Source organism: Neoalteromonas flava (assembly GCF_002807685.1).
GTDB classification, from domain to species: Bacteria; Pseudomonadota; Gammaproteobacteria; order Enterobacterales; family Alteromonadaceae; genus Alteromonas_E; species Alteromonas_E flava.
The window spans coordinates 45,721-69,335 of record NZ_PEAX01000005.1; the positions used below are offsets into that span (position 1 = coordinate 45,721).

The 23,615-nt window shown below is 44.0% G+C and carries 20 protein-coding genes; 12 read left to right on the forward strand and 8 right to left on the reverse strand.

Going from position 1 to position 23,615, the window contains the following annotated elements; genetic code table 11:
• Positions 1-5 precede the first annotated feature (5 nt).
• Positions 6-719: an SGNH/GDSL hydrolase family protein gene (locus CSH92_RS12190; protein ID WP_100657923.1), complete on the reverse strand. Its 714-nt coding sequence runs from the start codon at positions 717-719 to the stop codon at positions 6-8.
• 123 nt (positions 720-842) lie between these two features.
• Here CSH92_RS12190 and ompR point away from each other — a divergent pair, with 123 nt between their 5' ends.
• From ompR to CSH92_RS12210, 4 genes are all read left to right on the forward strand, one after another.
• A complete protein-coding gene (gene ompR / locus CSH92_RS12195) occupies positions 843-1,571 on the forward strand; it encodes an osmolarity response regulator transcription factor OmpR (protein ID WP_100658220.1) in 729 nt (242 codons plus the stop codon).
• 12 nt (positions 1,572-1,583) lie between these two features.
• Positions 1,584-2,921: a two-component system sensor histidine kinase EnvZ gene (envZ, locus tag CSH92_RS12200; RefSeq protein WP_100657924.1), complete on the forward strand. Its 1,338-nt coding sequence runs from the start codon at positions 1,584-1,586 to the stop codon at positions 2,919-2,921.
• A 77-nt stretch (positions 2,922-2,998) separates the two neighbouring features.
• Positions 2,999-4,924: a S9 family peptidase gene (locus CSH92_RS12205; RefSeq protein ID WP_100657925.1), complete on the forward strand. Its 1,926-nt coding sequence runs from the start codon at positions 2,999-3,001 to the stop codon at positions 4,922-4,924.
• Positions 4,925-5,217: 293 nt separating this feature from the next.
• Positions 5,218-5,511 carry a GIY-YIG nuclease family protein gene (locus CSH92_RS12210; RefSeq protein ID WP_164084729.1) on the forward strand — a complete coding sequence of 98 codons (294 nt, stop codon included), beginning with the start codon at positions 5,218-5,220 and terminating at the stop codon, positions 5,509-5,511.
• Positions 5,512-5,722: 211 nt separating this feature from the next.
• On the opposite strand, the gene CSH92_RS12215 is transcribed toward CSH92_RS12210, so the two are convergent.
• On the reverse strand, positions 5,723-5,995 hold the full coding sequence (locus CSH92_RS12215; protein WP_100657926.1) for a hypothetical protein: 273 nt from the start codon (positions 5,993-5,995) through the stop codon (positions 5,723-5,725).
• 235 nt (positions 5,996-6,230) lie between these two features.
• On the opposite strand from CSH92_RS12215, the gene CSH92_RS12220 reads away from it, so the two are divergent.
• From CSH92_RS12220 to can, 3 genes are read left to right on the forward strand one after another with little or no spacing between them, the layout of a single operon-like run.
• Entirely contained in the window at positions 6,231-6,725 is a 495-nt protein-coding gene (locus CSH92_RS12220) for an RNA polymerase sigma factor (protein WP_100657927.1), read from the forward strand.
• Positions 6,715-7,317, forward strand: coding sequence for a hypothetical protein (locus tag CSH92_RS12225; RefSeq protein ID WP_100657928.1), 603 nt, complete (start codon positions 6,715-6,717; stop codon positions 7,315-7,317). Before CSH92_RS12220 ends, CSH92_RS12225 begins: the two co-directional genes overlap by 11 nt.
• Entirely contained in the window at positions 7,304-7,882 is a 579-nt protein-coding gene (gene can, locus CSH92_RS12230) for a carbonate dehydratase (protein ID WP_100657929.1), read from the forward strand. The genes CSH92_RS12225 and can overlap by 14 nt, the downstream gene beginning before the upstream one ends.
• Here the strand turns inward: can and CSH92_RS12235 are convergent.
• Both CSH92_RS12235 and CSH92_RS12240 read right to left on the reverse strand, forming a co-directional pair.
• Positions 7,879-11,547, reverse strand: coding sequence for a translocation/assembly module TamB domain-containing protein (locus CSH92_RS12235; protein ID WP_100657930.1), 3,669 nt, complete (start codon positions 11,545-11,547; stop codon positions 7,879-7,881). The two genes, can and CSH92_RS12235, sit on opposite strands and share 4 nt — an antisense overlap.
• The gene (locus CSH92_RS12240) at positions 11,544-13,256 is read right to left on the reverse strand and encodes an autotransporter assembly complex protein TamA (protein WP_100657931.1); all 1,713 of its coding nucleotides are present in this window, start codon (positions 13,254-13,256) and stop codon (positions 11,544-11,546) included. Before CSH92_RS12240 ends, CSH92_RS12235 begins: the two co-directional genes overlap by 4 nt.
• Before the next feature lie 256 nt (positions 13,257-13,512).
• Here CSH92_RS12240 and ppk2 point away from each other — a divergent pair, with 256 nt between their 5' ends.
• From ppk2 to CSH92_RS12255, 3 genes are all read left to right on the forward strand, one after another.
• Positions 13,513-14,457, forward strand: coding sequence for a polyphosphate kinase 2 (gene ppk2 / locus CSH92_RS12245; RefSeq protein WP_100657932.1), 945 nt, complete (start codon positions 13,513-13,515; stop codon positions 14,455-14,457).
• Between the two features lie 55 nt (positions 14,458-14,512).
• On the forward strand, positions 14,513-15,253 hold the full coding sequence (locus CSH92_RS12250) for a hypothetical protein (RefSeq protein WP_100657933.1): 741 nt from the start codon (positions 14,513-14,515) through the stop codon (positions 15,251-15,253).
• 76 nt (positions 15,254-15,329) lie between these two features.
• Positions 15,330-16,565 carry a multidrug effflux MFS transporter gene (locus CSH92_RS12255; protein ID WP_100657934.1) on the forward strand — a complete coding sequence of 412 codons (1,236 nt, stop codon included), beginning with the start codon at positions 15,330-15,332 and terminating at the stop codon, positions 16,563-16,565.
• 37 nt (positions 16,566-16,602) lie between these two features.
• On the opposite strand, the gene CSH92_RS12260 is transcribed toward CSH92_RS12255, so the two are convergent.
• Together CSH92_RS12260 and ilvC are read right to left on the reverse strand one after the other, a co-directional pair.
• On the reverse strand, positions 16,603-16,935 hold the full coding sequence (locus CSH92_RS12260; RefSeq protein WP_100657935.1) for a hypothetical protein: 333 nt from the start codon (positions 16,933-16,935) through the stop codon (positions 16,603-16,605).
• A gap of 435 nt (positions 16,936-17,370) precedes the next feature.
• Entirely contained in the window at positions 17,371-18,852 is a 1,482-nt protein-coding gene (gene ilvC, locus CSH92_RS12265; RefSeq protein WP_100657936.1) for a ketol-acid reductoisomerase, read from the reverse strand.
• A 116-nt stretch (positions 18,853-18,968) separates the two neighbouring features.
• Between ilvC and ilvY the strand changes: the two genes are divergently transcribed.
• Positions 18,969-19,826, forward strand: a complete 858-nt coding sequence (ilvY, locus tag CSH92_RS12270; protein WP_100657937.1) for an HTH-type transcriptional activator IlvY — start codon at positions 18,969-18,971, stop codon at positions 19,824-19,826.
• On the opposite strand, the gene CSH92_RS12275 is transcribed toward ilvY, so the two are convergent.
• Positions 19,817-21,139 carry a YifB family Mg chelatase-like AAA ATPase gene (locus tag CSH92_RS12275; RefSeq protein WP_164084730.1) on the reverse strand — a complete coding sequence of 441 codons (1,323 nt, stop codon included), beginning with the start codon at positions 21,137-21,139 and terminating at the stop codon, positions 19,817-19,819. The two genes, ilvY and CSH92_RS12275, sit on opposite strands and share 10 nt — an antisense overlap.
• Before the next feature lie 66 nt (positions 21,140-21,205).
• Between CSH92_RS12275 and CSH92_RS12280 the strand changes: the two genes are divergently transcribed.
• Positions 21,206-23,128, forward strand: coding sequence for a recombinase family protein (locus tag CSH92_RS12280; RefSeq protein ID WP_100657939.1), 1,923 nt, complete (start codon positions 21,206-21,208; stop codon positions 23,126-23,128).
• Between the two features lie 26 nt (positions 23,129-23,154).
• Here the strand turns inward: CSH92_RS12280 and CSH92_RS12285 are convergent, their stop codons facing one another.
• Positions 23,155-23,589, reverse strand: a complete 435-nt coding sequence (locus CSH92_RS12285; RefSeq protein ID WP_100657940.1) for a hypothetical protein — start codon at positions 23,587-23,589, stop codon at positions 23,155-23,157.
• Between the last annotated feature and the right edge of the window lie 26 nt (positions 23,590-23,615).

Here is a 23,615-nt window from a genome sequence, read left to right on the forward strand (position 1 = left end):
CATCTTTACTCTATCGTTTTTAAATGCAGAACTTTGAGCAGCTGGGTTGCCAGTTGTTGACTCCAGGTTTGATATCCTTGAGTACTCGGATGAAAGCCGTCATGCGCCATCATGTCAGGTGTTTGGTTAACCTTGATTGCACAGTAATGATGCTTCGAATGCGCGCCGGTAAGGCGTTTAAGGGCAGTATCAAATGCGATTGCGCGGGCGCCTAAACACCATCTAAGCGGTTGTGGTAAAGCCGGGAAACAATGCATTGGTGGTAACCCACACGAGAATACTTCAGGTTCATCAAACAAACGCTGAAGTTCGGTAAATAATGCGCTTTGTTCCCGTAGCCAGCGCTGTTGAGTATGGTTAGCGACGACATGATTAACCCCAAATACCGTGATAACAGCGGCAAAGTATTTGGTTGATACATCTTGCAACCAGTGCAAAGCATCGGCACTAGTCGCGCCTGTTCGTGCAACAAGCGTGATCGACACATCATAGGGTTTTAATCGACGGGCTAATTGACCTAATAATGCATCAGCTTGGGTAGAGGCGCCTACGCCAGCTGCCGACGAGTCGCCTATTAATAGGATTGGAAATTTCGCTTCGCGACTACCCCACTTGCGTGCACCATGTGGTTCGGGCAATACCGGTGTAATTTTGCGCACCTGTTTGCCCTGATAGAACAAAAGTGGTGCCAGTAAGCCTATTCGCAGGTAATGCAGCATGCGCTTTAAACCTTATGTTTGACACAGGTTGTAACACTCCAGCGAAAGATTGTCGATAGCACTGACTTTTTTGTTGCTCCGTGATGCTTTATAGTCTGATTAAGCATCTACATGGATACCACTATGGGGCAAGAAACTTCCAAGATTTTAGTCGTTGACGATGATATGCGTTTACGCGCATTGCTTGAGCGTTATTTGGTAGAGCAGGGCTATCAAGTTAGGTCGGCTGCCAATGCTGAACAAATGGATCGTTTGCTAGAGCGCGAGAACTTTCATCTCATCGTGTTAGATCTGATGTTACCTGGCGAAGACGGGCTCTCAATTTGTCGTCGTTTGCGCCAGAAAGAAAACGATATACCTATTATCATGTTGACCGCTAAAGGCGATGAAGTTGACCGTATTATTGGGTTGGAAATGGGGGCCGATGATTATCTTCCTAAGCCCTTTAATCCCAGAGAATTGCTAGCTCGCGCCAAAGCGGTACTGCGGCGCAAGGCCTCAGAAGCGCCAGGAGCGCCAAGTCAGTCAGAGCAGATTGTTGAATTTGGGAGTTATAAACTCAACTTGGCTACTCGAGAGATGAGCGATGATGGTAAGCCATTGAGTTTAACGAGTGGCGAGTTTGCGGTGCTTAAGTCTTTGGTTACTCATCCGCGTGAACCTTTGTCACGCGATAAATTGATGAACCTTGCCCGTGGGCGTGATTATAGTGCACTAGAACGCAGTATTGATGTTCAGGTGTCGCGGTTGCGTCGTATGCTAGAAGTAGACCCAGCGAATCCTCGTTACATTCAAACCGTATGGGGTTTGGGGTATGTCTTTGTACCTGACGGTTCGGTACCTGGAGAATAACTAGCTTTATTCATGCGAATATTCCCTAAAAGTGCGTTCGGGCAAACCGTCTTTTTGATCGGCGCACTATTATTGATCAACCAGGTCGTATCCTATCTGGGCGTGGCGTATTATTTCGTGCGGCCTAGTTATCAGCAAATCAGTGGCTTGATCGCTGACCAAGTAAACGTGATTTTGAATGAAGAGATCCATTTGCGCAGCCCCGCAGAGAAGCAAGCTTTCTCAGATCTGACGGATATTCATTTCTTTTCCGAGTCCGAAGCCAATCTTCAGGGTTTAGCTGATGCGACTTATTATTCATTTATTTCTAATGCGGTATCACGACGTCTGGAAACCAACGCGACGGTTATGATTGGCGTGCTTGAGGCCAATGCGAGAGCGGAAAATTGGGTTGTTTGGGTGAATACACCGCGTGCTCCAGATACCTGGTTTGTATTACCGATGCAAGGTGTATCCAGTGGTGATTTGCCTCCCATAACCATTGTCTTAATGGTCATAGGTGTGCTTAGCGTATTAGGCGGGTGGCTCTTTGTCAGACGCTTAAATCGACCTTTGCAGGCGTTAGAGGCCGCGGCCATGGACGTAGGGCGAGGACACTTTCCCAAGCCCCTAGCGGAAGAGGGAACCAGTGAATTAATGGCCGTGACTAAAGCCTTTAATCGGATGTCAAAAGGGATCAAGCAATTAGAGGATGATCGTACGCTGATGACGGCGGGCATTTCGCATGATTTGCGTACACCATTGACGCGCATTCGTCTTGCCACCGAAATGCTGCCCGAAGAACAGGATTGGGTCAAAGATGGTATCGTGCATGATATAGAGGACATGAACGACATTATCGACCAATTTATCGATTACGCGCGTCTGGATCACAGTGAACAACGTGAGCTCGAGGACCTAAACGCAATTATTAATGAACTCGTGAACGTTCGTCATTTGGATGACGATCATCATATTGAATTGCACTTAACCGATGTACCCCAAACTTTCATGCGTAAAATTGCGCTCAAACGCGTGTTGGATAACCTGATCGAAAATGCATTTAAATATGGCAGTGCAGACATCACTATTAGCACCACATTAGATACCCGAGGCGCTATGATCATCTGTTGTGTACGCGACTTTGGGGCAGGGATTGAAGACGCTGACATCGAATCCTTGTTTTCACCTTTTGTGCGTGGCGATAAAGCGCGCGGTGCAGCTCATGGAAGCACTGGCTCTGGATTAGGGCTGGCAATCACCAAGCGTATTATTGATATGCATGGCGGTGAAATCAACATTGAAAATCACAGTGGTGGTGGACTCAATGTGTGTTTTACATTGCCAGTTGTTACTCATCATCAACAGTAGCTGAGACAGACACTAGTAATTCTGGCTTGTTTGGTCATACTGGTATTTGGAATTTATCTCCAATACAAGGAAACCTTATGCAAATTGCCAAATTTCTCGGCGCCTCACTGATTTTTAGTTTTGCGCTTGCGGGTTGCGGTCAAGCTCCCCAAACGGAATCTCCAGCGATAACAGACACCTCACTACCCGAGCAACCAGCTTTTAAACAGTATTCGGCAGAGGAATTTTTTGCTACGACTACTCTGTATGGTAGTTCTATCAGTCACGATGGCAGTGCGGTTTTGGTCAACAGTGATGCCAGTGGCGTGTTTAATGCTTATCGTTATCCCCTGGATGGTGCAGAACCAACTCAGTTAACCTTTTCAACCGGCGATGCAGTAAGTGGCTACAGTTGGTTTCCAAATGATGATCGTATTTTGTACTCATCGGATCAAGGGGGTAATGAACTGAGTCACATCTATGTGCTAAATGCGGATGGTAGCACGCAAGATCTTACACCCGGCGAGTCTCATCGCGCGACATTTTATGGTTGGCATGACAATGATGAACAATTCTTTGTTGCCACCAATGAGCGTGATAACAAAGCCATGGATCTGTACGTTTATAATATCGCGGATTTTTCGCGTGAACTGATCTTCGAAAATACCGCAGCGGAGGGGCTGCAGTCTATCAGCGGTGATGGCCGCTGGGTAATCATCTCAACCGTTCATAGCAACGCTAATGATGATTTATACGCAATTGACTTGGCCTCTGAAGGCATGGTTAGAACTCACATTACTCCGCATGAGGGCAATGCAACTCATAGCGCATTTACCTTTACCCCAGACAATCAATTTTTGGTATTCGGCAGCGACCAAAATAGTGAGTTTACTAAGGCTTACCGTTACAACTTGGCGTCGGGAGAGGTAATGCCTGAATACTCAGCTGATTGGGACGTGGTGTTCTACTATTTCTCAGAGAATGGAAAATATCGAGTAGCAGGTGTCAATGCTGATGCTCAAACACAATTAGATATCATTGAAGTAGAAACGGGTGTGCCGTTGACCTTACCAACGCTACCGCAGGGAGATTTGCGCGGTGTTAACTTTTCCAAGGACGAAAAGCAGCTAGTTTTCTATATTAATTCGGACGTTTCTCCCTCGAATTTATATACCCATGAAATTGGTTCGACTGAAGTTGTGCGGCTAACCAATAGTCTTTCACCTGCGATGGATGAAGCGCATCTGGTAAGTAGTCAGATTGTACGTTATCCGAGTTTCGATGAACTCGATATTCCAGCCTTACTGTTTAAACCCAAACAAGCTAGTGCAGATAATAAAGTACCAGCGATTATCTTTATTCATGGTGGCCCAGGCGGCCAAACTCGCAAAGGATATTCAGCCTTATTGCAGCACTTGGTAAATCACGGTTACGCAATGCTAGGAGTGAATAACCGAGGATCTAGTGGCTACGGAAAGACCTTTTTCCATTTAGACGACAAGCGTCATGGTGAAGATGATTTGCAAGATATCGTTTACGGTAAGAAATACCTACAGTCATTAGATTGGGTTGACGGTAGCAAAATTGTTGTTATGGGGGGGAGCTATGGTGGTTACTTGACCATGGCAGCAATGACATTTACCGACGAATTCCAGTTAGGGATTAATATTTTTGGTGTAACTAACTGGGTGCGTACATTAGAAAGTATCCCACCATGGTGGGAGTCGTTTAGACAGTATTTGTATGATGAGCTGGGTGATCCTGCTACTGATAAAGATCGGTTATATCGAATTTCACCTTTGTTTCACGCACAAAATGTGAAAAAACCAGTATTGATTGTGCAAGGAGCAAATGATCCGCGCGTATTGCAGGTTGAAAGTGATGAAATGGTTGCGGCCATTCGAGCCAATAACATCCCAGTGGAATATATATTGTTTGAAGATGAAGGGCATGGATTCCGGAAAAAAGCGAATCGAATTACTGCACAAGAGGCCTACTTGTCATTTCTTCAAAACAATCTTTAATTTGTTAATATGTTAGCGTGCATAGTTGTTATGAGCACGCTAGCAAAATCACTGTAGTAAGAGTTGAAAGCTTAAGTTATTAGACCGTTTTAATAACCTTTTACCAGCCCGTGATCCCGGCGAAGGCCGGGATCTCCTATAGACAAGGAGCTGTTACAACAAATTTCCGTCATTGTGACGATAGTCACAATCATCTTGGTCATAATAGGATTGACTTAAATCCCTCCTGTTGATCAGGATAAGTAGTAACTCAATTGAATTATCATCGAAAGAAATCGTAGCAACAGAATTCGATGATGAAACAACCTTGCGTATACATTATCACTAATACATACAATACAACCGTTTACATTGGCGTAACGGGCAATCTGATACAGCGTATATATCAGCATAAAACCAAACAAATTAATGGATTTAGCAAAAATTATAACCTTCAAAAATTAGTTTACTTTGAACAATTCACGTCAATGGAAAATGCAATTCAAAGAGAGAAACGATTAAAAAATTGGCGCAGAGCTTGGAAAGATGAATTAATTGCTTCTATAAATCCGGGTTGGGAAGACTTGTACGAAATTTTGCTTGGGTAAAACTGTCTAAAGTTAGTTTATAAGAGGTCGTGACTTTCGTCACGATGACGGTTCTTTGATGCTCCATACGTCCGAAAAACGTACACTGCAGATAATTGAATTAGCATTCATGGCCCAACAACTTCAACGGTCAGGCCGAGGGTTAAAAAATAAATGATTAATGTGGTTACACAAACGTTATCGAATTGACGCGGCGCAACGGCTACCTTAATCACAACTCATTAATTTTGCGATTCAGCTCATAGCTGGGTTCAGTAACAATTCTTTCTAGTACTTCAATCCTTTCGCGCAGTGCAGCAAGCTCATCTTTAGAGTGCGAGGAAGCTGTAGATTGAACCGTATTGTTGGTAGCAATAAAAGGATTGTTAACACGCCCGTTGAGCCAGTCGACTATGCGCCAATGATTGACTTTATCAAGCCAGCACAACCAAAGGCTAAAACTACAAACCGCTACAAATAGTGTGATAACAAGTAACGTTGACATGATATTCTCCTTGCGTCAGTGTGGAACAGTCGGTTTATCGATATAGTCCGTTGTGCGCGCAAATTATTACAAGTATTCAGAAAAAATATTTATATGCGGATGAATTTTCCTGCAACATACTGTTTTTATTGTTTTATTTTCTCTGAAGTGGGAAGGTTTTTGAGATTGATCAGGTTTCATCAGCAGGTTCACTGCAAGACTCTAACTTTCGCAGTAGTGACCGCGGGACTAGTCGATGCCGTTTGAAGAATTGCTGGCTGAGTATGGCCCAATGTTATCCAGGGTTGCGGCTACCTATGAGTCGGATCCGGAATTACAACGTGAGCTTACCCAAGAGATATGTCTTGCCGTATGGCAAGCAATGGGGGCTTTTTCGCATAAAAGCAGCTTGAAAACCTACCTTCTGCGCATCGCCCACAATCGTGCAGTTACTCATGTGAATAAGCAAGTTCGAGAGCCCAGCAATAATGCCATGGAATTCACCGAACTAGAGTTACCTGACAACGCGCATCAAAGTGCCGAAGCGGTTCTGGCGGAACAACAAGCAATTAATCAATTAGTCACTTTGGTGCGCAGTTTACCCATTAATGCCAGACAAGTAATGACCTTAGCCATGGAAGGTGTTAATTATAATGATATTGCAGAGATCCTAGGGCTTTCTCCTTCCAACGTTGGTGTGTTGTTAAATCGCGCAAAACAGCAGTTAAAGAGTAAATTCCATGCACAATGACCCTTTTGAAAAACAGCTCTCTGATTTGTGGCTTAAACAATCGGTGCCAGAAGTTGATGCGCAAGCCGTCAAACAGTCGCTCAGAAAAATGCGGCGCAAACAGCGCCTTTATGCTGCGTTGGATGTTGCGTCTGTCGTGGTCAGCCTGATCTTGCTCCTAGTATTTCGTGAGCGCTTTTCCTTGTTGGTTTTCTTAGCGTTACTTGCAGTTGTGCTTTTTAGCGGGATTTTCGCTGGGTACTTGTTGTATCTTCGACGCTTTGTAGTATTTGATTCGAATGAAACTAGTGATGTTAAAACTCATTTGTCTTCATTGCTGCGACAAACTCAAAGCAATATTAAAATTGCCCGCGTGACCCAGCACAGTTGTTGGGTTAGTTGGCTTGTGGTTTTAGCGATTTGGGGAATGATAGGTTTATCCGGAGAGCTGGCAAATGACGTGTGGGCGAGAAAGGCAGGAATAAGCAGTAGCGTGACATTTTTGCTGTTACTACCTATGTGGTTTTGGGCGCGTCAACGGGCACAAAAATTTACTCAACTGTATGCACAACTAAAAGCCCAACAACAAGGATTGGAAGATGCCAGAGATTAAACGTTTACTTGAAAACAATGAAGCTTGGGCGACCCGCACGCAGGCTGCTGATCCGACATTTTTTGACTTACTTTCGCGTCAGCAGAAGCCGGTTTATCTGTGGATCGGTTGTTCCGATAGTCGGGTGCCGGCCAACCAGATTGTTGATCTATTGCCGGGCGAAATTTTTGTGCATCGGAATGTAGCGAACATGGTTGTTCATACTGACTTTAATTGTTTATCGGTTCTGCAGTACGCGGTGGACGTACTTAAAGTTAAGCATATTATTGTTTGTGGACATTACGGATGTGGTGGTGTTGAAGCGGCCTTAACTCAACAAAACTTAGGATTGATTGATAATTGGCTTGCGCACATCAAGGACATTTACCGCCAACATGAAAGCGAGCTAACCGCTTTAGACACTCACGAGAGAGCCAATCGCTTGTGCGAGTTGAATGTGATTGCTCAGGCTGAAAATGTTCGACAAACTACGATCGTGCAAGATGCAATTGCGCGTCAACAATCGTTAAAAATTCATAGCTGGATCTACAGCTTACGCAACGGGCGAATAAAAGATTTGGGTTAGGAGCCGGGATCACTATTGGCTTCCTCGGCGGCCTTAGTGGTTCTCCTTACCACCTCTCCACGGCTGAACCGATAATACACAAATATCGACTCATACAGGCTACTGACAGCCTCTAAATAGAGCCTCGGCAACAACTGATAGCGCAACGTAACCTCGCTGACTGAATCCAGATTTACGCCATATTCAACGGTTAGATCTTCGTTGAGTTTGCCACTCACAGAGAATTGGGTATTTTTATCACTGCCCTTACTTTGCAGCCGAAGATCATCGATGCCGAGCGCATTTCCCAAACGGTTGGTTAACGATTCACTGTTTGATACACCCAGACCAAATAGCAGGCTGGCGTAATTAGCATTATTTGAGTCGCCACTGCCTATATTTCCACGCCCAGACAATAGATAAGCGAGTGTTTGACTTTGGTCGAGTGTAGGTTCTGAAAATAGTTGGATATTCGGTTGGTTAGCCAACCCATCAATCCGGATCCCTGCGATCACGCCATCCTCAGTTAGGTCTGGGTCGCGTATTGCTTCGATGTAAAGTAGCGGCTGACTAAATGCACCATTAAACTGCAAGTCACCGGTGCGGATCAGCAGTTCCTGCCCGTATGCGCGGTACTCACCGTCAACAATTTGCAGGTCTCCAAAGGCACTCAATGAGGGCTGGTTGGTCACGCGCAAGTCGCCTGTGAGAAAAGCCTCTAAACCGAACGCATCAAGCTCTACCTGCTTATTGTTATCAGGGTCAATATTGATTTGCAGGTCGACAAAAGCTGTTTCTACTGTCGATGTTGGTGCTGGTTCACCCCGTAAATGCACGTCTGCAGATTCACTAATTGTGCCTTGTGGTAAGGTATCCACTTTAATTTTCGCTTTGGGAATATTCAGTTCACCAACCAAACGCAAGCCTGCTGGTGAATAATTCACAGACAAATCCGGTGACAACGTTAAGGCAATATCTTGATGGGAAAAATTAAGCTTATTGCCTTGAATTGTCGCTTGCAAAGCAACGCCGTCTTGCCAATTGAGTTCGCCTAAGAGAGCACCATTTCCATTACCTAGAATAAACGTGCTATCCACTGCGGCTGACTGGCCATTAAACTCAATGCTAGCTTCCCAAGCTTTAAGTATCGCAGGTGCCTTGCTAATATCGATGAGTCCATCTGTAAGTACTAGCTGACCATTTATAGAAGGCTGGGTTATCTCGCCCGTAACCGAAACATCAGCATCGAACATCCCGTTCAACTCATTAATTTCCTGACTCAAAAAGGCGAACGGCGATACGTCGAATCGCGTGGCGACAAGATTCATATCAACTTGTGGCTGTTCAGCACTGACATCAAGCCAACTTTGGAGTGCTAATTTACCGATTACAGGACCTACTACAGAGGCCTCAAGCTGAAGTTTTTGCTCTGCAAATTTTGCGCTCAGCGGGATCGTCTCTGCTGCAATAGTGATTGAATTACCACTGTCGCCAAGTGTCCATTGACCGGCACTAACTTCGGCCAAGGCTGTTGCTTGTAATCCGTTTTCTGGTGAGTATCCGCCATTAATTTGTGCGGAAATGATACTCGCGGGGTTTTCAATTGGCACGGTAGTTCGCGACCAAGTCAGAGCCTCCATTGCGGCGAGATTATCAAGGCCAAGAGAGAATTTGAGTATTTCGTCGGTAAAACCAAACTCATTGATACAAAGCTCGGCCTTCTGCTGACTGTGCAAACACATGGAAGCACTTAAAGCGACGCTTTGTTGCGTTAAATCTAAGGTAAAATCTGCTGGTTGTTGCAAAGAAAATAGACTGCTGGCAAAGGCAATCTCGAGCTCACTCGGCGTTGCCTTAATTGCAGTATCAGTGACGTTCAAATCGATCTTACTGGTAATAGAACCTTCTGGGTGTTCTGCAAGTAAGGCGACTGTTGGTGCGTCGCTGCGCCCTTGAACTTGCAATACGATGCGCTGTAAGAGGGTTGCCCACTGCCCGTCAGTGAGTGTGGCAATGTTGTTAGCGACTAAGTTGGCCGAGACTTCCGGGCGCATGATTTCACCTGCAACCATCACGTTGCCGCGAATATCCCCTGACAGTGAACTTACACTATCGGTTAACTTAGGGATTGAGACAATTACATCCGCGTCTATTCGGCGGTCGAGTAGCAGTCTTGCAAAGCCCTGCACATGATTATCGAGATGAGAAAGGGTAAAGCTACTAACCGCAACCCCTGCATTACCTGCATATGCGCCACTGGCTTTTACTGCCAGCGGATAATTTAATTGTGTTCCGGTTAGGTCGAGCTGGGTAACATTAATATTGGGTAAACCGTCTGTGAACTGTCCGCTGCCAGCGACAGTGCCTGTAATTTCGCTGGGGAAGTCTTCATTCAAGTGCTGTAAATCGAGTTTTTGAATATCGGCGGATAGTAACCATGACAGTTGTTCCGATAATTGTATATCGCCAGCTAAATCAATGCTGCCATCGAGTAACTCGGCATTGACACTGTTCAATTGCAAACGAGTTTCATTTAATCCTGCGTCAATGTTCAGATGTAGCGGAGTCGGCAACTCTGCTAGTGATACAGCAGTCGCAGCAAGTAGGTGATAGTTCGTACGATCGCCTTGCAACGAGAGCTCTCCACTTGCGACTTCAAACCCATTGGCGAGCGCCAAGTCCTTATGTGTAAATGGCTGCCAGGTTATGCTGATATCGGCTGCATTGCTTTCAGTTAACAGTTGGATTGTGCCTTGTGTTGCACTTACCAGTGGCTTTTGCGTTTGTAGCTTTAGCTTAAGGTTGGCCAGAGAGTTGGCTAACTCTAATTGTCCTGCAAACGGCAAGTTCTGGTATTTTCCATTCGAGTTAATTTCGAGAGATATCGGGTAATCGCTACGTGTTTGCAATTTACCTTTTGCGCTCATATTCAACAATGAGCTCCTTAGCTGCATGGCTTGTATATCGATGTCGTAGCCAGCAAGCCTAGTAGTAAGGTCAAGCTGTTCAAGGCTAAATAGTTTTTCACCTTGTTTGATCTCTGCATCGGTTAATTTAAGCTGGTGAATGTTTGCATCTAACGGTAACCAGACGTCGGGCAGAGTAATTAGTGTTGCGGACTCATCGGGTGCCGCTTGTGCTGAGTTTGTGGGTAACGCGATCTTAAGCCCTGCTAGGACAGGTGATAAGGCCCTGAACCGTCGATATAAACGCAGTTCAGTGTCTAACTGAGACAGAGAGATTTGAGTACCGTCGGCTAAATTAATCGTGGTGTCGGCGGCTACCAGCTTGTCGAGAGCGACCAAAAATGGCAAGCGGATGATGCTGGGGTCGGTGGTCGATTGATCTTCACTCGCTTCTTCTGAGTCAGCGAGGGTAAGCTGCACACCGCTGGTTGATACCTGTTCGGCACAGACCGAAAATTGCAAAAAGCAGCGCCAAGTTAAAGTGACGCTTACCTTGTCGGCACGGAGGTTTAAGTTATCGCTTACATAAACTACATCAGAAAATTCTATGGTCGAACTGAGTCCACCATTAATCGCTCCAACACTTAATCCATCGACATAATCTATGGCATAGTCTAATAACATCGCCGATCCCAATCGACTAACTGCAAGCCAGGCGGTTAGCAATAAAGCCGCTACGAAAAGCACTAATCCGAGTAAAATACGCTTCAGCCAGATCATAATTCAGGCCCCAAAGCGAAGTGCAGTTGGTATTTGGTTTCATCATTGAATTTACCGCGCGCCAAATACAGTCTGATGGGGCCAATCACAGATAAATAGTGCACGCCAAATCCAGTCCCCCATGCAAGATCGTCTTCGAAATCATTGGTAGCTGTGCCTGCATCAACAAAGGTCGCTAGGCGCCATTGCTCTGCGATGGGGTAGGCATATTCAATGCTTCCCACCGCTAAATATCGAGCGCCTAAAAATTTTCCGGCGTCATCTTTGGGTGAGACCGTGCGGTAGTTGAAACCGCGAATACTTTGGTCACCGCCAGCGAAAAAGCGCATGCTGGCCGGAACTTGAGTAAAATCTGAGGTTGCAATCGCACCAACTTCTGCACGAGCTACCCAGCGGTGTCGCTCGAACGTCCGGATCCATTTAGTGCGAGCGCTGACTCGCGCCACATCAATATCAGATAGCAATGTATCATCACCTGCTTCCACTGTTAGTACAGTGCGATTGCCCCACTCAATATCCAAGCCGCCGCGTGAGCGAAAAAGGCTTATCGAATACCCAGGCAAGACAAGCTGAGTGGTTTGTTTATCTTCTGAAGCTTGGGCAAATCGTTCATTCTGATAGCGAATGAAAACGCTTTGTTGCCAATCCGTTCCCTTGGGCTTCCAGAAACGCTGCGCGGCAAAGGTTATACTCTCACTGCGTGTATCATTTTCATCGGTACTTTCAAATCCCGCTTGTAATGACAGATAATCATTGTTGACGTCGCCCATGGGAATGCGATAACTACTGGTTAATGACTGTTCAGGTTCTGATAAGAAAACATCAGCTTGTACGCTATGACCCCTTGAGTTTACCCAAGGACGCTGCCACTTAGCGCTAAACTGAGCACCAATATCACTGGAAAAACCAACACCCAAGTCGAACAGGTCCCTGGGTTTGTGAGCCAGCGTCACTTCGATTGGGACAAGACCGTCGATTGCTTCGCTCACCAGCGGGCGAGCTACTGCACGATTAAAGTAACCTGTGTTATTGATGACGCGATTAAGCTCACTGATTTCTTCGGCTAGGTAAGGAGCGCCTTGTTCGAGTGGATTAATTCGAGCGATAATAGTTTGCGCAATATCATCGCCTTTAATGCGTAATTCACCATACTTGTAGCGGGGTCCAGATTGCGCAACAAGGAGAATATTTGCCTCGCGCGTTTCACGTACTAAATCCAGTCGTGCCGCCTGCCATTTAAAATCAAAATAGCCACGGGAAATCGCTGTCGCGAGCATATCGGCTTTAAATTGATCGTATAAGTGTTGCTGCAATGGTTGGCCAAGTTGCAAAGGGAACTGTTTGAAACGTTGTGAAAACCATGAATCTGAGCGCCCTGCACCGATCACTTCTAAAGTAATATTGGCAATCGTTAAAGGATCACCGAGTGAAATATTAACGCTGACCTTGCCATCTTCTTGAAAAATACGCATATCGGCAGCGTAGTAGCCAAACGGTTTTACCGCTTTGTTGATGGCTTGCTCAATTGGCTCTTGCCACAAACGCTCGGGGCTTAAAGATGTATCGATCTCTACATTCGCTAGATGCAGGTGAATATTATCCAAGATAGCGTTTTGCTGGACGCCATTGATTGTTACCTGAGCGTGCGCAGCGTGCTGAAAAATCAGTACTAAGCTGAGGCAAAGAAGGCCCAAAAAACGCATTGTCATAAACGAGCAGCGATAAATGCGAAACAAAAAAAATCCTTAGGTTAATTCGCTTAGAGCGAACTCACGATTATACATGGTGGCATGCCAATAATGTATGCGTTCACGGGATAAATCGTGTCGGTGGTGGCAAACATAGGGATATGTTTGTGTGACTTGAATGCTAAACGTTGGTTCCATTTCTGATCTGTATCAATTCAATGGCGATCAATTTTCCCAAGTCCAGCCGTTCAATTTACACTTAGGGTGAGGAGTCAATATGCAAAAAATCAACAATCACTCACCAACATCAACTAACGGTGCCGCGTCATTGAGTTTAAGCGAGCGTCGCCGAAATGAGGACTTTATCCAAGAGTCTTTTCGCTCTGGCACATACCCATACAGCCATAAAATCACGCGCGCATTTTATGAGTCGCATAAACGTGGACTGCAAGTCGAATTGCTTAAGTTGCAAAAGTGGGTCAAAGAAACGGGGCAGCGCGTGGTTATGTTGTTTGAAGGCAGAGATGCTGCAGGAAAAGGGGGCACAATCAAGCGTTTCATGGAGCACATGAATCCGCGGGGTGCGCGTGTTGTAGCCTTGGAGAAACCCAGCGAGGATGAAGCAGGGCAGTGGTATTTCCAACGCTATATAAAACACTTGCCAACAGCCGGTGAGATTGTGCTGTTCGATCGCAGTTGGTACAACCGCGCTGGTGTTGAGCGTGTTATGGGATTTTGTGAACCCAATGAATACTTAGAGTTTATGCGTCAAGCGCCAGAATTGGAGCGCATGCTTACGCGCAGTGGTATCCGTCTGTTCAAGTTTTGGTTTTCCGTGTCACAAGAGGAACAGACGCGTCGTTTTCTTAAGCGCGAGACCGACCCGTTAAAGCAGTGGAAATTGAGTCCAATTGATAAACTTGCGCAGGCAAAATGGGATGATTACACCGAGGCTAAAGAGGCCATGTTTTTTTATACTGACACCGCTGATGCTCCGTGGATAGTTATTAAGTCAGATGATAAGAAGCGGGCGCGACTCAACTGCATGCAACATTTTTTGCATCATATGCCTTATCCAAACAAAGATCCTCGAGTCGCGAAGAAGCCTGACCCACTGATTGTTGGCAGAGCTTCCAAAGTAATTGCAACCGATGAGCATATTTTGGGTAAAAGTTTGCACCCAGAGCACAAACGCGAAGTAAAAATTAATTCTGAAAGCTAAACATCTGTCTCGCGGTCATCTAAACTGATAGATAGCAGTAGCTGAGGCAGTATTTATGATTGGTAGTGTAAATGGTAAATTTAACAACACGCTCGAAGGGCATATTGTTATTAGCGAATATACAGGCTCATTTGACCAAACCGGTATAAAAGCAATTGTCGCTGATGTACTTGCCCACGCCAGTCATTTAGAACTTTGGTGTTGGCACCAAAAGCCGCACTCTGAAGCTGGCATTTCACCTGCAGGTATGGCCGAACTTACTGCACGTTATCAGTCATTGCATTTGCATGGTTGTTGCGCCATTGGCGTAAGTTATACGAATGTTTTGATTAATGCAGTTGACTTACCGCACGATGGCTCGATCCAAGTACCAATCAAAGTTGCAAAAGATGAACACATACTCATGCAATTTTTTAATGAGGCGATGAATGTAGCCGGACGAGCAGATAAAACCAACGCGATGGGTGCCATGGCCTCGCAGGCTAAGCATTTCGATATAATTAACGATTTTCTGGCTGCTGCACAATTGGTTTCCATGTCAGATGCTGAAATCCGGCGTATCACCGGCTCACACCCCTCTTCTTTGCATGCTCATGCGCAAATGTATAATACTGAGAAATGCACGCATATACAGGGTGTTACAGCACTAATTAATGCAATGTCATTCAAGCTGAATGCAGAGAAAGGTCCTCTTGAGCAGTGGTTTAGAACTGAGTTGTCAGATCTTTCACAATCACCTGTAAGCCTGTGTACAAGTAAAGTTGGCTTAGAACAATTACTCCAACGCTTGCCATAAATGGCGTTAAAAACTGCGCTATATCCAACATTAATTAGCTGATATCCTCTTCGCCTATTTCATAACGGCATCAACAATGCAGCATACCGCCCCAAAAGATAACATCACAAGTGTTAAACCTCCTCAGCTCGGATTGTTCGAATTTATTTGTTTGATGGCATTGATGACATCTTTGGTGGCTTTGAGTATCGACGCGATGCTGCCTGCAATGAATCAAATTGGTGCTGATCTTGGCAGCTCTTCTCAACAGCAAGTTCATCTAATTGTTTCGCTGTTTTTTATTGGTATGGCGGTGGGACAATTGTTCTTCGGCCCTTTTGCCGATGCAAAGGGAAGACGCTTGTGTATTTTAGTTGGATTAGTCATTTTTGCCATTGGCAGTTGTATTTGCATGTACGCAAGCAACATGAATGAAATGTTACTAGGGCGTCTCATTCAGGCAATTGGTGTTTCAGGGCCTCGTATTGCCGCTATGGCGGTGATCCGTGACCAATTTAGCGGTGATGCGATGGCACGAGTTATGTCGTTTATCATGGTCGTATTTATCTTTGTGCCCATGATTGCCCCTTTGATCGGACAAACCGTTCTCTATTGGTACTCGTGGCAACATATCTTTGGCTTATTCTTAATTGTGGCGTTGATTTCTGGGATCTGGTTTTTTAGTCGTCAAGCTGAAACACTGCCAGCATCTATGCGCAAACCCTTTTCATGGGGGGCTTTCTGGCAATCGTTAAAATTTATTTTCACGCATCGTGAGGTGATGGGATTCAGCTTAGCGTTGGGGTTTATCTTCGGGGCCTTTTTAGCCTACTTGAGCGCGTCACAAACCATTTTTCAGACCTTCTACCTGACCGGTGAATTGTTTCCATTAATCTTCGCGCTTTTAGCCGGCTCTATTGGGCTTGCATCGTTTTTTAACGGGACATTAGTCATGCGGCTAGGAATGCATCGACTATGTCGGATAGCTCTTATCGGTACCGTAGCTTGTAGCGCTGTATTATTGATAACAGTGATGGGTTACAAAGGAATGCCACCGTTGGCGGTGTTCATTGCGTTATTGTTCGTCAATTTCTTTTTTATTGGTATTTTGTTCGGTAATTTGAATGCAATGGCCATGCAGCCGCTGGGTGAAATGGCAGGTCTGGGCGCCGCGATTATCGGCTCATTAACTAGCCTGCTATCCGTACCCATCGCTATGCTAATAGACCTTTTTATTACCGCTAACGTGCTGCCGATAGCGCTTGGCTTTGTGGTGTTTTGCACTCTGGCTTTCGTCAGTGTTTACTGGGCTGAAAAGGCGTCTCATCCATGAGCCAGAAAATAATGACTATACCATTAGAAACTAACGCTCATTTTACCAGCCGAACTATCGGCTGAGGCTGTTGATTCTCTACGATATCTAACGTTCTGGAGATCCGCTCGCCGTTTTTGATTTTGTCATAGCTTATTGTTTTCATCTCTAGCGCCTGACAAAACTTGTAGAAGGTTTTGAAGTCTTTACGGCTGAAGTCTTCACCGATGCGCGACATATGGGTGTCGATATACATATCGTCGCCATTGCTGGTAAGATTAGCGACCGCATTATACGGCTCACCATAATTATCGACTTTCAGTGCGCGAACCATTTTAATCTCAAATATCCAATCATCGACTTGCATAAATCGAGATACTGTTTGTTTCATTTCACGTTCCTTTAAACGACGGCGCTTTCAACACGGCTATTGTTAGGGGGACTCGCAAGATCTTTTGCAAAACGTTCTTTTTGCAATTGTTTTGCCACTTATTTTTATTATACAAAACATATAGTTAGAAAAATCTCGGGCGTTACGTGTTGCAAAAAAGCAACGCGCATTCGAATCAGTTTGAATACATTTCCACTCATTCGACGCTGGAAGAATAAAAAACTATATTAATCAGTCGTTTAAAATTTATTGGCAGTTGACACTGTGGTGTAGTCATCAACAGACATACTTAAGTCTGCTGCATGTTTACCCGACGCATTTTCAACTCGTTTTATTATACACAGCTCTGTCGGTCTCGAAAGCCTAAATTAAACAAAAAAGCCCGGCAAAAATGCCGGGCAAAAGGGCTTTTTAAGCACCTAACGACAGAACTGTTTAACCAGTAACTATGGCTTTCATATCTTGCATGTATGCGCGCAGTTGCTGACCGATAATCTCAACACCGTGATTGCGGATCGCATGATTAACTTCAACTAAGCGCATGTTATCAACTTTGTTATCACTACTTTCTCTACCTTTACCCAAATCTGCAGATGTTAGCGTTGGCATTAGTTCGGAGTGCAATAAAGGGATAGCTGCATTGGCAAATAAGTAATTGCCGTATTCAGCAGTATCAGAAATAACCACGTTCATTTCATACAACCGTTTACGTGCGATTGTATTTGAGATCAATGGTGTTTCATGGAGAGACTCATAGTAAGCAGATTCGGGCAAAATCCCCGCTTCTACCATCACATCAAAAGCGAGCTCTACGCCAGCCTTGATCATCGCAACGATTACAATGCCTTTATCGAAGAAGGTTTGATCATCAATTTTTTGGGCATAGCTCGGGGCGTTTTCAAATTTAGACTGCCCGGTTTCTTCTCGCCATTTCAATAGGTTCGCGTCACCGTTTGCCCAATCCTGCATCATAGTCGCTGAAAACTCGCCAGATATGATGTCGTCTTGATGCTTTTCAAACAGCGGACGTAGAATAGTTTTAAGTCGCTCAGAAAGATCATGCGCGCGGATTTTATCTGGATTACTCAAGCGGTCCATCATGTTAGTGACGCCACCAATCTTTAATGCTTCGGTAATTGCTTCAAGACCATATTGCACCAATGCACCTGCATAGGCGGGTTCAATGCCATCTTGTAACATAAACTCGTAGCCTAAAATCGCCGCAGTTTGCTGCATACCGCACAAGATGGTCTGCTCACCCATTAGATCTGACTTCACTTCAGCGACAAAAGAAGAGGCAAGTACGCCTGCACGATCGCCGCCAGTCGCACTCGCAAGCGCTTTTGCAATATCCCAACCTTTTCCTTCAGGGTCATTTTCAGGGTGCACTGCAATAAGAGTGGGTACCCCAAAACCGCGCTTATACTCCTCACGGACTTCAGTACCCGGACACTTCGGGGCACACATTACAACGGTAATGTCAGAGCGGATCTGCTGACCTTCTTCGACAATATTAAAGCCATGTGAATAGCCTAGCGTCGCACCTTGTTGCATCAGTGGCATAACGGCCTCAACCACTGCAGCATGCTGCTTGTCTGGTGTGAGGTTGTAAACCAAATCCGCTGTCGGGATAAGTTCTTGATACGTACCTACAGTAAAGCCGTTACTATTGGCACGAACAAAAGAATCACGTTTCTCATCAATAGCCGCCTGGCGCAGCGCATAGCTAACGTCAAGTCCAGAATCACGCATGTTCAAGCCTTGGTTAAGGCCTTGTGCGCCACAGCCAACGATGACGATTTTTTTACCTTTTAAGTAATCGCATCCTTGCGAGAATTCTTCTCGCTGCATAAAGCGACACTGACCTAACTGCTTAAGCTGTTCACGCAAAGAGAGAGAATTGAAGTAATTTGCCATGTTTACCTTGTCCAATATGTTCAGGCTCTTAATGCCTGAGCGTAGAATAGGCTAATCGCTTAATTGTTAAAAGTGATATATTATCAATACAGTATTGCAATAAATGAAATTACGCTATGGAACTCCGCGATCTTCAGCTATTTTGTCACCTCGCTGGAAGTTTAAACTTCAGCCAAACCGCAGCTGCGATGTTTGTCTCTCCCTCAACGTTAACTAGGGTAATTCAACGGGTTGAGCACGCGTGTGGCGCTCAGTTATTTGTGCGTAATAATCGCCATGTCGCTTTGACTCACGCAGGTCAACAAGTGTTAGAGTTTGCAGAACCCATGTTGGCAGATTGGCGCAAGTTAAGGCAAAGCTTGAATGAAGACATCAATCAATTAACTGGGCAATTACGCTTTTATTGCTCAGTTACCGCGAGCCAGAGTCATTTACCACGAATGCTCGAGCGCTTTAGACAATTGCACCCAATGGTAGACTTTAAACTGGAAACGGGTGATCCAGGTTTATCAGTGCAGCGGGTTATTGACGACAAATGTGATGTGGCGATAGCCATAAATTCGCCTGACCTCCCGACTGAATTATTTTTTCAGCCAATTGCCAAAGTGCCATTGGTGCTAGTGGTGCCAAAACGATTTGGCGTGACTGATATTAATCAAATAGATTGGCGTAAAACCCCGGTCATCATGCCCGACAGTGGACCGACGCGGCGCACTGTTCATCATTGGTTCGCAGAAGCAGGTATTCGACCCCATGTATATGCTTCTGTAGGGGGCAATGAGGCGATTGTGAGCATGGTCGCTCTTGATTGCGGTGTTGGTTTTGTGCCGCGTGTTGTGTTGGCCCATTCTGCACTACAAAGCCAAGTCGACATACTCGAGGTCAACAATATCGAACCCTACGAGTTAGGCTTGTGCTGCTTGCAACAACGCAAAGACGAGCGATTACTGCACGCGATGTTTGCTCAATTATAGAAACTGCGTAGCAACGCATCCATGGCACGATAACTAAGCGCTTCAGCTATATGCTTGCGCTCAATCATTTTAGTTGCGCTTAGGTCGGCAATAGTCCTCGCGACTTTGAGGTGCCTATGCATGGCTCGATGTGACGCACCAAGTTTATACAGAGCATCAAGCATAAATTGTTCTACAGAGTTAGTAAGTGCACACTCACTTTGTATTTGCGTAACGCTTAGGGCGCTATTTAGACAACCTTGGCGATCGAGTTGAAGCTGCTGCGCAGTATGCACTTGTTGCCGTAACTGTGCACTTGTCGTGCTGGAACCAGCTCCTTTTGTAGAAGATTGGCTTGTACTGAGATCCTGCTTGTCTATGTGCAGTTGAATATCAATCCGATCAAGCAGGGGGCCAGAAAGACGGTTTAAATAACGCAAGGTCTGCTCAGGTGAAGAGCGGTTATTGTGTATATCTCCCGTAGGACTCGGATTCATCGCCGCGACTAGTTGAAATTGTGCAGGAAACGTGGTTTTCGCTGCCGCCCGAGAGAGGTTGATATCGCCAGTTTCTAGCGGTTCGCGCAATGCATCCAATGTGCACCTACCAAACTCTGGTAATTCATCCAAGAAGAGAATGCCATGATGAGCAAGCGACACTTCACCCGGTTTTGGGTTGGCTCCCCCGCCGAGCAAAGCTGCTCGTGAACTGGAATGATGGGGGGCCCTAAATGGTCTATCAAAGTTCGGTTTGTGGCTATCAAATTCGCCAGCGATGGAGCGCACACATGCGCTCTCTAACGCCTGCTGTCGCGCTAAAGGTGGCAGTAGTGTCAATAATCGTCGAGCTAACATACTTTTCCCAGTGCCCGGTGGCCCAACTAAAAGAAGGTTGTGTAGACCGGCAGCAGCGATAAGCAGTCCACGCTTGGCTTGCGGATGGCCGACGACATCTGCGATATCAATTGTACTTTCAGTACTTTGGTTATCTATTGGAACGCTAATCAGTGGAAGGTTTTGTTTACCAGCAAGATGGTTTATGACACTGATCAAATCTTTAGCCGCCAGGTGTGTATTTGCCGTTACCCAGCCTACTTCGTGCTGATTTTGTTGCGCGACGATTAGGGTGCGATTGGAACGTCCTACTGCGATAGCAGCAGGTAAAGTCGCGGTGATCGGGCGCAAATGGCCTGATAGTGACAATTCCCCGAGAAATTCAAAATCAGCAAGCGCAGGGCATTCGACCTGTCCACTGGCTGCCAATATGGCGACTGCAATGGCAAGGTCGAAGCGACCGCCATATTTGGGTAAATCGGCAGGCGCTAGATTAACCACCCTTGATTTGACTATTTACAGGAAATATTATTCAAATATGTAAAGCATGATTTTTCGGAATATCTTATGCAAAAATTGTTGTATCCATACGCCAGATTTTCCAGCGAACAGCAGGGAAAAGGTGCAAGTCTCAAACGTCAGGTTTATCGTGCCAGAAAATACGCCATTGAAAACGGCTACGAGGTCGTTGACCTTGATTTGAATGATAAAGGTCTATCTGCATTCACGGGCAAGAACGTCTCACAGGGAGCGTTAGGCGCGTTTTTAGAAGCTATTGATAAAAACATAGTGCCAAGAGATGGATCGGCTTATCTTTGCATTGAACAAATAGATCGACTAAGCCGTCAAGATATTGATTCAGCTTCAACCCTTTTTAAATCCATTCTTCGTAAAAACGTAAATATTATTACTTTAATGGATAATAAAATATATACAAAACAGAGTCTTAATAGCTTTATTGATATCATGTACTCTCTTTTCCTTATGGAACAAGCCAACCTCGAAAGTCAAAAAAAATCAGAAAGAATATTAGACTCTTTTGATCAGAGGTTTTTAAAAGTTGTAAATTCTGAAAAAGTGCAATTTTCTGGCATGCTTCCTGGCTGGATTGACAATGAAGGAACAAAACAAGAAACAAAGTTCGTTTTTAATGACAAAGTAGAGATTGTCAAAAAAGTCTTTGAAATGTATGGAAATGAAGGTAAATCATTAAGAGATATAACCAATTGGTTAGATACTAACAACATTGAGCAAATAGCGCGAAAACGGCATAAAAACTATACGAATAGGTGGAGTTCTGCCAAAGTTTCACACTTATTAAAAAATAGGTGTGTTTTAGGTGAGTTACATATCAAGAGAGAAGGGGAAACAATAGAGAATTATTATCCCGCAGCAATAGAGAAAGAGCTATTTGATCGTGTTCAAGCAATAGCTAAAAGAAAAGTAAAAATAAAAGCAGCTGGTAGAAAATCGATTAATATTTTTACAGGGAAGACTTTTTGCGGAAAGTGTGGACAGAAAGTATATTTTGAAACTGATGATAAAGTTGTTAAAGGCAAAAAATACCTTTATTACTCGTTGAAATGCTCCGCAAGACGTTATGGTGGTTGTGATAGTAAAACAGTCACGTATGATCATTTTTTGAGTTCGCACCCCAACGAATTTAATATTTTCGGAGTTTCTTTTGCATATCCAAAACATTTATTGGAGCAAAAAAGAAAAGCTATTCTTGAAAAAGAACAGCAACTTAAAAAGCAAAACAATAAATTATCCGAGCTTGAAAAGTATTTTTTTGACAATGAAGAGATCGACACTGAATTCTATTTAAAATCTGGCACAAAAATAAAAACTAATATTAGGAATTTAAAAAGAGAAATTGACGATTTAAAGTATGAATATAATACGTACTCAAATGAATATAACTATGAAGAAGTAGAAACAAGATCAAAAAATTTTTATTTAGAAAAAGATCCAAATGAAATTGAGAAAGCACGAAAAATCATAGACCGAAACTACTCAGCAATAATAATCTTTTCAGATCAAAAACAAGCTGTATGTCTCAGATATAACGGTCTATATGAGTTTATAAATTGGGGAGAAAATACAGATACTTCATTGTTGATTGATAATTTTTCAAGATATACCGAGAGTCTTTTCGAAGAGTATCTAAAAGGGAAAATAGACGGAAAATTCACAGAGATATTAAACTCTATGTTTAATTGGGGTGAGGAAAAACTTTATAAAAAAGAACTAACAGCATCTCAACTTTACGAAATTGAACAAGACCCCACAAACTTTGCAAAATATGACTTTGGCTTTTTCATTCTGCAAAATTGGAAGAAAGAAACATTACAAAAATATCTTCAAAAACATAATCTTGTATCAAGTGATTTTGACTATAAGAATTATGGAAAATTTCTATTTGAAAATGTTTTCAGAATGAAGAGTAAAAGATTTGAGATCACTACAAAAAATCAGCATTTTGATTAATCGACCTAAATAATATATGTGAATTTCTATCGTTTTGGTCGATTGACATTAAGACCTTTTGGCATTTCGATATCTGGTTCAACATCAATATTCATTTGTTTCATTTCAAGTTCTTTTTCCTTAGCTTCAAGATCTGATTTTTTTTCAATGATATTTTTTTGAATATAATTTGATATCTCTTCAATACATTCAAGTTGGAAATATTGTTTGATCAAAGAAATACAATTTTCATACTCTTCAAGCTTTTTTCTGAACCGTGCATCACGTTTTTTTAAGTCAAAAAGTCGTTTAGTTAGATCAACATTTCTTGATTTAACAAGGTTGTATTTTGCTTCTGTTTGTTTGTTTTTTAAATCGAGGTTGTACCTTTCCAATTCCATTTGGCTAATCACAAATTTGAGCTGCTTTATCTTTTTAAGTGCTTTGTTTCTTATTTCATAAATTTCTTCTTCATTGTTCATAACGTCCTTTTTTGTTCATATTTACA